Origin of the sequence: Actinotalea sp. JY-7885 (genome assembly GCF_014525465.1) — a bacterium.
Lineage (GTDB): Bacteria > Actinomycetota > Actinomycetes > Actinomycetales > Cellulomonadaceae > Actinotalea.
Genome location: NZ_JACEXH010000137.1, coordinates 1 through 9205, shown reverse-complemented (window position 1 = coordinate 9205; position 9205 = coordinate 1). Strand labels below are relative to the sequence as shown.

12 protein-coding genes and 1 pseudogene are annotated in these 9205 nt (G+C 75.3%); 4 read left to right on the top strand and 9 right to left on the bottom strand.

The window, feature by feature from the left end; genetic code table 11:
* Window positions 1-1269, top strand: a 1269-nt coding sequence (locus IDM29_RS12320) for a YhgE/Pip family protein (protein ID WP_188037574.1), incomplete at its 5' end; no start/stop codon positions are given.
* 9 nt (window positions 1270-1278) lie between these two features.
* Here IDM29_RS12320 and fabG read toward each other — a convergent pair.
* The 4 genes from fabG to IDM29_RS12300 form a co-directional block, all read right to left on the bottom strand.
* A complete protein-coding gene (gene fabG, locus IDM29_RS12315) occupies window positions 1279-2073 on the bottom strand; it encodes a 3-oxoacyl-ACP reductase FabG (RefSeq protein WP_182111361.1) in 795 nt (264 codons plus the stop codon).
* 44 nt (window positions 2074-2117) lie between these two features.
* Entirely contained in the window at window positions 2118-2495 is a 378-nt protein-coding gene (gene crcB, locus IDM29_RS12310) for a fluoride efflux transporter CrcB (RefSeq protein ID WP_182111362.1), read from the bottom strand.
* Window positions 2492-2935 carry a CrcB family protein gene (locus IDM29_RS12305; RefSeq protein ID WP_255491537.1) on the bottom strand — a complete coding sequence of 148 codons (444 nt, stop codon included), beginning with the start codon at window positions 2933-2935 and terminating at the stop codon, window positions 2492-2494. Before IDM29_RS12305 ends, crcB begins: the two co-directional genes overlap by 4 nt.
* Before the next feature lie 165 nt (window positions 2936-3100).
* Window positions 3101-4495 carry a dipeptidase gene (locus IDM29_RS12300; RefSeq protein ID WP_182114188.1) on the bottom strand — a complete coding sequence of 465 codons (1395 nt, stop codon included), beginning with the start codon at window positions 4493-4495 and terminating at the stop codon, window positions 3101-3103.
* Between the two features lie 53 nt (window positions 4496-4548).
* Between IDM29_RS12300 and IDM29_RS12295 the strand changes: the two genes are divergently transcribed.
* Together IDM29_RS12295 and IDM29_RS12290 are read left to right on the top strand one after the other, a co-directional pair.
* Window positions 4549-5139 (top strand): DUF3043 domain-containing protein, encoded by a 591-nt coding sequence (locus IDM29_RS12295; protein ID WP_182111363.1) that lies wholly within the window; start codon window positions 4549-4551, stop codon window positions 5137-5139.
* A 48-nt stretch (window positions 5140-5187) separates the two neighbouring features.
* On the top strand, window positions 5188-6198 hold the full coding sequence (locus tag IDM29_RS12290) for an aldo/keto reductase family protein (protein ID WP_182111364.1): 1011 nt from the start codon (window positions 5188-5190) through the stop codon (window positions 6196-6198).
* 13 nt (window positions 6199-6211) lie between these two features.
* Here IDM29_RS12290 and IDM29_RS12285 read toward each other — a convergent pair whose 3' ends face one another.
* Genes IDM29_RS12285 through IDM29_RS12265 form a run of 5 tightly spaced genes read right to left on the bottom strand, consistent with a single transcriptional unit; the run spans window position 6212 to window position 8947 of the window.
* The gene (locus IDM29_RS12285) at window positions 6212-6853 is read right to left on the bottom strand and encodes a YitT family protein (protein ID WP_182111365.1); all 642 of its coding nucleotides are present in this window, start codon (window positions 6851-6853) and stop codon (window positions 6212-6214) included.
* A gap of 43 nt (window positions 6854-6896) precedes the next feature.
* On the bottom strand, window positions 6897-7106 hold the full coding sequence (locus tag IDM29_RS12280) for a hypothetical protein (RefSeq protein WP_182111366.1): 210 nt from the start codon (window positions 7104-7106) through the stop codon (window positions 6897-6899).
* Window positions 7103-8131: a quinone-dependent dihydroorotate dehydrogenase gene (locus IDM29_RS12275; RefSeq protein ID WP_182111367.1), complete on the bottom strand. Its 1029-nt coding sequence runs from the start codon at window positions 8129-8131 to the stop codon at window positions 7103-7105. The genes IDM29_RS12280 and IDM29_RS12275 overlap by 4 nt, the downstream gene beginning before the upstream one ends.
* A gap of 10 nt (window positions 8132-8141) precedes the next feature.
* Entirely contained in the window at window positions 8142-8573 is a 432-nt protein-coding gene (locus tag IDM29_RS12270; protein ID WP_182111368.1) for a hypothetical protein, read from the bottom strand.
* Complete coding sequence (locus IDM29_RS12265) at window positions 8570-8947, bottom strand: hypothetical protein (RefSeq protein WP_182111369.1); 378 nt, start codon at window positions 8945-8947, stop codon at window positions 8570-8572. The genes IDM29_RS12270 and IDM29_RS12265 overlap by 4 nt, the downstream gene beginning before the upstream one ends.
* Before the next feature lie 39 nt (window positions 8948-8986).
* Here IDM29_RS12265 and IDM29_RS12260 point away from each other — a divergent pair.
* A pseudogene (locus IDM29_RS12260) lies at window positions 8987-9205 on the top strand (leucyl aminopeptidase); the annotation flags it as partial.

The window sequence follows — 9205 nt, the reverse complement described above, 5'->3', positions numbered from 1 at the left end:
CTCGCCGTCGGCGCCGGCGAGGTCGCGGGCGGTGCGGCCGAGGCGGCGCACGTCGGCCGAGAGGCGGTCACGACCACGCGCGAGGCCGTCGCCGCGCTCGACACGGCCCGCACGGACCTCGAGGCGGCGCTGGGGCCGCTCGTGGCCGAGGGGCGCCTGACCGAGGCGGAGGCGGCCGAGATCCGGGCGCTCCTCGAGGACTCCCGGGCGCCCGTGGCCTCGCTCGTGACGCAGGTCGAGGACGCCTCCGGCCGGCTGGACGAGCTGAGCGACGGCGCGGCCCAGGTCGCCACCGGCGCGCGCGAGCTCGCGGACGCGAGCCCGGCCCTCACGCAGGGCATCGCCACCGCGGCACAGGGAGGCCAGGAGGTGGCGGCGGGCGCGGCCGAGGTGAGCTCCGGGGCGGCCACCCTCGCGAGAGACCTGTGCACGCTGGCCGCCGGCACGACCCAGGTCTCGGACGGCGCCGCGCGGCTCGCGTCGTCGAGCGTGACGCTGCGCGACGGCACGTCCGAGCTCGGCTCCGGCGTCACGCAGCTGCGCGAGGGTCTGCAGCAGGGGCTCACCCGCATCCCGGACCTGGACCCTGACACCGAGCGCGAGACGGCGCGCACGATCGGCAACCCCGTCGAGGTGGTCAGCGACACGATGGCGCGGGCGGGCACCTACGGCGCGGGGCTCGCACCGTTCTTCATGTCGCTGGCCACGTGGATCGGCGCCTACATGCTGTTCCTCCTCGTGCGCGGGCTGTCGTCGCGCGCGCTCTCCGCCGGCGCACCCGCGGCGTGGGCCGCGCTGGGCGGCTGGATCCCGCCGGCGCTGATCGGCGTCGGGCAGGTCGTGGTGATGTTCTCCCTGGTCGCGTTCGCGCTCGACATCCGACCCGTCCACCCGATCGGCACGCTCCTGCTGCTCCTGCTCGCCTCGGCGACCTTCGTCGCGGTGCTCCAGGCGCTGAACGTGTGGCTCGGAACCGTGGGACAGTTCCTCGGCCTCGTCCTCATGCTCGTCCAGCTGGTCACGGCCGGCGGGACGTTCCCCTGGCAGACCATCCCGGAGCCCCTGCGCTCGCTGCACCGGGTGTTGCCGATGTCGTACACGGTCGAAGGGCTGCGGCAGACGCTCTACGGCGGCGACCTGGGGACGGTCGCGCGGGACGTGGCCGTGCTCGTCGCGGTCCTCGTCGTGGCGCTGGGCGCGACGACGTACGCGGCCTACCGGCAGCGGGTGTGGAGCCCGGCGCGGCTCCAGCCGGAGCTCGTCCTGTAGGCGGGCGGCCTAGGCCCCCAGCTCGCCGAGCTGCCCGGTCTCGCCCATCTCGGTCAGCGCCTCCGGTGACTCCGGGAGCACCTGGCCGCCGTCGACGACGATGCCCTGGCCCGTGACGTAGCGCGCGCCGTCGGAGGCGAGGAAGGCCACCACCGCCCCGATGTCCGCCGGCTCGGCCAGGTAGCCGAGCGGGACCGAGCGGGACATCTGGTCGCGGTACTCCTGGCCGAGCGCCAGGAGCCCGGGGGTCAGGACGTTCCCGGGGAGCACGGCGTTCACGGTGATGCCCGCCGGGGCCAGCTCGATCGCGGCCGAGCGGACGAACCCCATCTGCGCGGCCTTGGTCGCCCCGTAGTGGGACCACCCCGGGTACCCGGTGACGTTGCCCGTGATCGAGCTCGTCACGACGACCCGCCCGCGCCCCGAGGCGGTGAGCGCCGGCACGGCGGCCTGGACCGCGTGGACGGTGCCCTTGACGTTGATGTCGAAGATCTCGTCGAGGTCGTCGTCGCTCATCGTGGCGATCCGGGCCTGCGGGTAGACGCCGGCGTTCGCGGCCAGCACGGACAGCCCGCCCAGCTCGGCCTCGACCCGGGCCACGACGTCGCGGCACGCCCGCGCGTCGCGCACGTCCAGCACGTGCGCCGGGACGCCGCGCTCCCGCGCCTGGGCGCACTCCTCCTCGGTCAGGCCCGTGACGGCGACGCGCGCACCCTGGGCGGCCAGGACGTCGGCGATCCCGCGGCCGATCCCGAGGGTCCCCCCGGTGACGAGCGCCGTCCGGCCCTCGAGCAGTGACGTCATCGTCGGTCCTCTCGTCGTGGGCCGCACGCAGCGCGCGCGGCGGGCTAGGCCTGGGCGCCCCAGCGGTACCCGAGGTAGGCGAGCGCGACGCAGACCACGAGGACGCCCACCCCGTAGGCGAACGCGGTCCCGTAGCGCCGCTCCCGGATGAGCTGCACCGCCTCGTAGCTCGCGGTGCTGAACGTCGTGTAGCCCCCGAGGAAGCCGGTCCCGATCACCGCGCTCATCTCGGTGGACGCGATCCGGCTCACGACCAGCCCGGTCAGCGCCCCGAGCACGAGCGACCCCGTCATGTTGATGATCGCGGTCGGCCACGGGAACGCCGAGGTGGTCCGCGCCCGGATGGCGGCGTCGACCACGTAGCGCACGCCGGCGCCCAGGCCCCCGGCGAGGACCAGCAGGACGAACGCGCCCGCGGTCACGCGACACCCTCCCCGGTCCGGGTCGGCCCGCGCAGGCGGGCGCCCAGGGCGATGCCCGCGAACGTCGCCGCGGCCCCCAGGAGCACGGTGCCCAGGACGTACGCCGCGCCGAGGTCGAGGCGCGAGCGGTCGAGGAGCACCGCGGTGTCCGTGGCGAGCGAGCTGTACGTCGTCAGGCCGCCGCAGAACCCGGTGCCCAGGAGCAGCTTGAGCCGACTGACGACCGCCTCCCCCGGCGCGCGTCGCGCGAGGCCCTCGTACAGGAACCCCAGGAGGAACGCGCCCACGACGTTGACGAGCGTGATGACGACCGGGACCCCGTCGACGTCGGGCACGGCGAGGGACAGCCCCTCGCGGGCGGCGACGCCGAAGAACCCGCCCAGCACGACCAGGCCGAACGACGCCGCGCTGATCCGGGCGCGGCCCGGGGCGGCGTTCACGGCGGCGTCACCGGGCCGCCCGCGCGCGCGGGCGCGCTCAGCCCTCGCCTGTTCAGCCCTCGCCCACTCACCGCGATGTCCAGCCGCTCGCGGAGCACGGCCCCCCTGCTCATCTCCTGACGGTATGCCCGTGGCGCGCAGGGTGCCACCGGCGGCGACCGGTGCTCAGGCGCCGGCGATCCGGCTGAGCAGCAGCGCCTCCGCGAGCACGACGCGCTCGAGCTCGGCGAGGTCGACCGACTCGTCGGCGCCGTGCGCGCGCGAGTCGGGGTCCTCGACGCCCGTGACGAGGATCGCGGCGTCGGGGAAGACCTCGAGCAGGTCCGCGATGAAGGGGATCGAGCCGCCGATCCCGATGTCCACGGGCGCGGTACCCCACGCGTCCGCGAACGCCTGGCGCGCGACGCGCATGGCGGGCGAGTCGGCGGGCGCCTGGAACGCCTTGCCGAGGTCCCCCACCTGGACGTCGACCCGCGCACCGAAGGGCGCGTGCGTCACGAGGTGGTCGCGCAGCGCCTCGAACGCCGCCTCGGGGTCCTGCCCGGCCGCGATCCGCAGCGAGAGCTTGGCGCGCGCGCTCGGCGCGATGGTGTTCGACGCCCGGTCCACCGGGGTCGCGTCGAACCCGATCACCGAGAGCGCGGGCTTGCTCCAGAGCCGACCCGTGAGCGTGCCCGTGCCGGCGAGCCGCACCCCGGGCAGCACCGAGGCGTCCGCACGGAACACGTCCTCGTCGTAGTCGACGGTGGGCTCGGGTCCGCTCACCAGGCCCTGCACCGCGACACTCCCGTCGTCGTCGTGCAGCGTCGCGATGAGGCGGGCGAGCAGCGTCGGCGCGTCGAGGATCGCCCCGCCGTACATGCCGGAGTGGACGGCGTGCTCCACGACGCCGACCTCCACGACGCAGTCGACGAGCCCGCGCAGGCTCGTCGTCAGGGCGGGCACGCCCACGCGCCAGTTCGAGGAGTCCGCGACCACGATGACGTCCGCCGCGAGCAGGGTCTGGTGCGTCCGCAGGAAGTCGACGAAGGTCGGCGAGCCGATCTCCTCCTCGCCCTCCACGAACACCGTGACGCCGACGGCGAGATCCTCCCCCAGGGCACGCAGCGCGCCCAGGTGCGCCACGACGCCGGCCTTGTCGTCCGCCGCGCCGCGGCCGAACAGGCGCCCGTCCCGCTCCGTCGGCTCGAACGGGGCGCTCGACCAGGCCTCCGGCTCGCCCGGCGGCTGCACGTCGTGGTGCGCGTAGAGCAGCACGGTCGGGGCGCCCGCCGGGGCCGGACGGCGCGCCACGACGGCGGGGCGGCTGACGACGCCGTCGGGCCTCGTGGCGGTCAGCACCTGCACCTCCGGCATGCCCGCGTCGCGCAGGAGCGCCGCGACGGCCCGCGCGCTCTCGGCGACGTGCGCCTGGTCGAAGCTGGCGGCGGAGACACTCGGGATCCGCACCAGTGCCTCGAGGTCGGCGCGCAGGGCGCCGAACCCGTCCGCGACACGCTGCGCGAGCGTCGCGACGTCGGGCCCGGCGGGCGGGGCGGAGGCGGTGCGGTCGGGTGTCATCGAGTCGTCGGTCACGCGTCCACGCTACCCGCGCGCTCGACTACCCTGGGCGTGTGCTGTCCCGCAACCGCCCCGCGTCCACGCCCGCCGAGCAGTCCGTGCCGCCGGAGCCGACGTCGGCGTCCGGGAGCGGCAAGGGGCGCCCGACGCCCAAGCGCAAGGAGGCGGAGGCGGCGCGGCGCAAGCCGCTGGTCCCGGCCGACCGCAAGGCCGCCGCGAAGGCGGCACGCGCCGCGTCCAGGGCGGCCCGCGAACGTGAGCACCAGGCGCTGCAGACGGGCGACGACCGCTTCCTCCCGCCGCGCGACAAGGGACCGGTCCGCCGCTTCGTGCGCGACCACGTCGACGCGCGCCGCAACCTCGGCGAGTTCTTCCTGCCCGCCTCGATCGTCGTCGTCGTCGCGCTCATGTTCACCGGGCAGAACGCGGTCGCGAGCATCGTGGTCATCGTCGTGCTCTACACGTACGTCGCCGCCATGGTCCTCGACGCGATCCTGCTGGGCCGCAAGCTGCGCCAGCGCCTGACCGACAAGTTCGGCGAGGTGCAGCGCGGCGCGGTGATGTACGGCGTCCTCCGCGCCTTCCAGCTGCGCCGGACCCGGCTGCCGCGCACCCAGGTCAAGCGCGGCGAGTTCCCGGTCTGAGCCCGGGGTCGGCGCACGGGTGCCGGCCGCTGCCGTAGATTCCGAGGTATGGAACATCGCTACCTCGGGAACTCCGGCCTCAAGATCTCGGAGATCGCCTACGGCAACTGGCTCACGCACGGCTCGCAGGTCGAGAAGGACGCCGCGGTCGCGTGCGTGCACGCGGCCCTCGACGCCGGCATCACCACGTTCGACACGGCTGACGTCTACGCCAACGGCAAGGCCGAGTCCGTCCTCGGCAAGGCCCTCAAGGGCCAGCGACGCGCGTCGTACGAGCTCTTCACCAAGGTCTACTGGCCGACCGGCCCGGGTGGCCCCAACGACGTGGGACTCTCGCGCAAGCACATCATGGAGTCGATCGACGCCTCGCTGACGCGGCTGCGGACCGACTACGTGGACCTCTACCAGGCGCACCGCTACGACACCGAGACGCCGCTCGAGGAGACGATGCAGGCGTTCGCCGACGTCGTCCACCACGGCAAGGCGCTCTACATCGGCGTGAGCGAGTGGACGGCGGACCAGATCCGGGCCGGCCACGCGCTGGCGTCGGAGCTCGGCATCCAGCTCATCTCGAGCCAGCCGCAGTACTCGATGCTGTGGCGGGTCATCGAGGAGGAGGTCGTCCCGGCCTCCAGCGAGCTCGGCCTCTCCCAGATCGTGTGGTCCCCCATCGCCCAGGGCGTGCTGACCGGCAAGTACAAGCCCGGCCAGGAGCTGCCCGCCGGGTCGCGCGCGACGGACGAGAAGGGCGGCGCGCGCATGATCGGCCGCTTCATGAACGACGAGGTCCTGGGCGCCGTCCAGGGGCTCGCGCCGATCGCGCAGGAGCTGGATCTGACCATGGCGCAGCTCGCCGTCGCGTGGGTGCTGCAGAACGAGAACGTCGCCGCGGCGATCATCGGCGCGTCGCGTCCCGAGCAGGTGCACGAGAACGTCGCCGCCTCGGGCGTGACGATCCCGGCCGAGCTCATGACGCGCATCGACGAGGTGCTGGGCGACGTCGTCGTGCGCGACCCGGCGAAGACCGCCGAGGGTGCGCCGCAGAAGCGGCCCGCCTGACCCAGGCACCCCGTCAGGCCGGGGCGGCCTCGACCGACGTCGAGGGCGCCCCGCCCTGCGGGGGCGTGGTGCCGCGCGGCGCCATGAGGAAGCGCGGCATGAGCGCGTGCACGACCGGCCCGATGCCCAGCGCGTACGCGAGGGTGCCGAGGCCCACCGTCCCGCCGAGCAGCCAGCCCGCCGCGACGACGAGCACCTCGATGCCCGAGCGGACGAGGCGGACCGGCCAGTCCGTGCGCGCCACCACGCCCGTCATCAGCCCGTCGCGCGGCCCGGGGCCGAGGCGGGTGCCGATGTAGCAAGCCGTCGCGAGCCCGTTGAGCCCGATGCCCGCCACCGTCATGGCGATCGCCGCCGCCACCGGCAGCGGCTGCGGCAGGAGCGCGAGGACGGCGAGGAACGGGTCGACGAGGACCCCGATGACCAGCACGTTGGCGACGGTCCCGATCCCGGGTCGCTGGCGCAGCGGGATCCAGCACAGCAGCACGACGCCGCTCACCGCGACGGTCACGGTGCCGAAGGTCCAGCCGAGACGCTCCGAGAGCCCTTCGCTCAGCACGTCCCACGGCATGTTGCCGAGACCGGCCCGGACGAGCGTCGCGATGGACACCGCGTAGAGGACCAGACCGACGAGGAGCTGCAGGGAGCGGCGCACGGGGTCACGGTACGTCCGGCCCGGCGCGCGGGGCGCCGGGTGCTCAGCCCGTGCGCAGGGGCAGGGCCGGTGCCGCGGGGTGGCCCTCCTGCAGGAGCTGCGCCGACGCGACGCCCTGACCGGCGAGGTGGCGCCATTGCTCGCCGAGCCACGACTCCGCGTCGAACCGGTTGGTGAACGCCGGGCTCAGCGGCCGGTCGAGCGGCACGTCCTGCGCGTCGAGGAAGCGCCACTCCCACTGCACCCGGGTCACCGCGCCACCGCGGTCGACCAGCGGCCGGCGAGGGCTCGGTTCAGCCGGGCCGCCCAGAACGGCCCCTCGTAGACGAACCCCGTGTAGCCCTGGACCAGGTCGGCGCCGGCCTCCCGGTACGCCAGGGCGTCCGCGGGCGTCGTGATCCCGCCCACGCCGAGGACGACGGCGCCGGCGGGCAGCCGCTCGCGCAGGCGCCGGACGACGGCGAGGCCGCGCTCGCGGACGGGAGGGCCGGAGAGGCCGCCCTCGCCCAGCGTGTGCGCGATGGTCGTGTTGACGGCGACCACTCCCGCCAGGCCCAGCTCGGCGGCCAGGTCCGCGACGGCGTCGACGTCGTCGTCCGAGAGGTCCGGGGCGATCTTCACCAGCAGCGGCGCCGTGGCGCCGACCTCGGCCGCCGCGTCCTGGACGGCACGCAGGACGGGGCGCAGCTGCTCGACGGCCTGGAGCGAGCGCAGCCCCGGCGTGTTCGGCGACGACACGTTGACCACCAGGTAGTCGGCGAGCGGGGCGAGCAGCCGCGCGCTGGCGGCGTAGTCCGCCGCGGCCTCCGACGCCGGTGTGACCTTGCTCTTGCCGATGTTCACGCCGACGACGACGCCGCGCGACCAGGCCGCCGCCCGCACGCGCCGCAGCCGCGCGGCGACGGCCTCGGCGCCCTCGTTGTTGAAGCCCATGCGGTTGCGCACCGCGCGCCGATCGACGTGGCGCCACAGCCGCGGGCGGTCGTTGCCGGGCTGCGGCAGCGCCGTGACGGTGCCGACCTCGACGAAGCCGAAGCCGATCATCGTCAGGCCGCGGATGCCGCGGGCGTCCTTGTCGAAGCCGGCGGCGAGGCCGAACGGGCCGGGCACGCGCAGCCCGAGCACCTCGAGGGCCGGCCCCGGCGGCGCACACCTGCGGGCGACGACCGACCGCAGGCCAGGGACCGCCGCGACGCCCCGCACGACGGCGAACCCGAGGTGGTGCGCGCGCTCCGGGTCGATCCGCCGGAACACCTGGTCGAACAGCAGCCGGTACACGGCCCTCAACCTAGCGCCGGGGCCCGGCGGCCGACCCGCGCGTCCGGACGAGCCACGCCAGCCCCAGGGCGGGCAGCACGAGCGGCACGAACCCGTAGCCGGCGCCGAAGCGCGACCACACGGTGTCGTCAGGGAACAGGTCGGGCGCCAGCACGGACAGCAGCCCGACGACCACCACCCCCACCGCCTCGAAGACGACGGCGGCCCACGCCACCCGGCGCCAGCCGCCGGTGCCACGGGCCAGTGCCACGGTCGCCACCAGGTACACGAGGCCGGCGACGGCCGAGAGGGTGTACGCCAGGGGTGCCGCCTCCAGGTCGCGGCCGATCTGCACCGCCGAGCGGGCCGTCGCCGCGACCGCGAGGACGCCGTAGACCAGGACGAGCAGGCGCCCCGGACCGGAGCCCGTCGGCCGGGCGGCGGGCGCGTCGGCCGCGCTCACGCCGCTCCCACGGCCGGCACGCCGGTCCAGACCTGGACGCAGCGGTACGTGAGGAACGCGACGGTCAGCGAGGCGACGAGGAGCACGACCGAGCTCCAGCGGCTGCGCTCGGTGAAGGCCCAGGCGGCCGCGACGGGGAGCACGAAGAGCGTCGTGACGAGGTAGCCCCAGAAGGTCGGGGCGTCGGCGGGGCCGTCCCCGGTCACGGCGCGCACGGCGGCGACGAGCACCTGCACCAGGAGCAGCGCCTCGACGACGCCCCCGAACAGGAGCTGGCGCAGGATCACGGGCTGGTCCCGTGCGGTGCGCCAGCCGGCCCACCCCGCGAGCACCACGGACAGGGCCACGACCAGCAGGACGAGGGGGGACCACACGCGGACGAGGATACGTGGCCGCGCGGCTAGCATCGGCGGGTGGCCACACTCACCCTCACGTCCAAGGACCCCGCCCGCCTCGATGTCGACGCGCTGGTCGTCGCCGTCGCGCGCCGCGCCGGGACGACCCCCGCGCCCGCGGTGGCGCTCGTCGGCGCCGACGACCTCCCGGACGCGCTGCGCGCGCTCGTGGGCCAGGCGGCGGCGCTCGGCCTGACCGGCGAGGCCGACTCCCTCGTCCGCGTCCCCTCGGGCGGT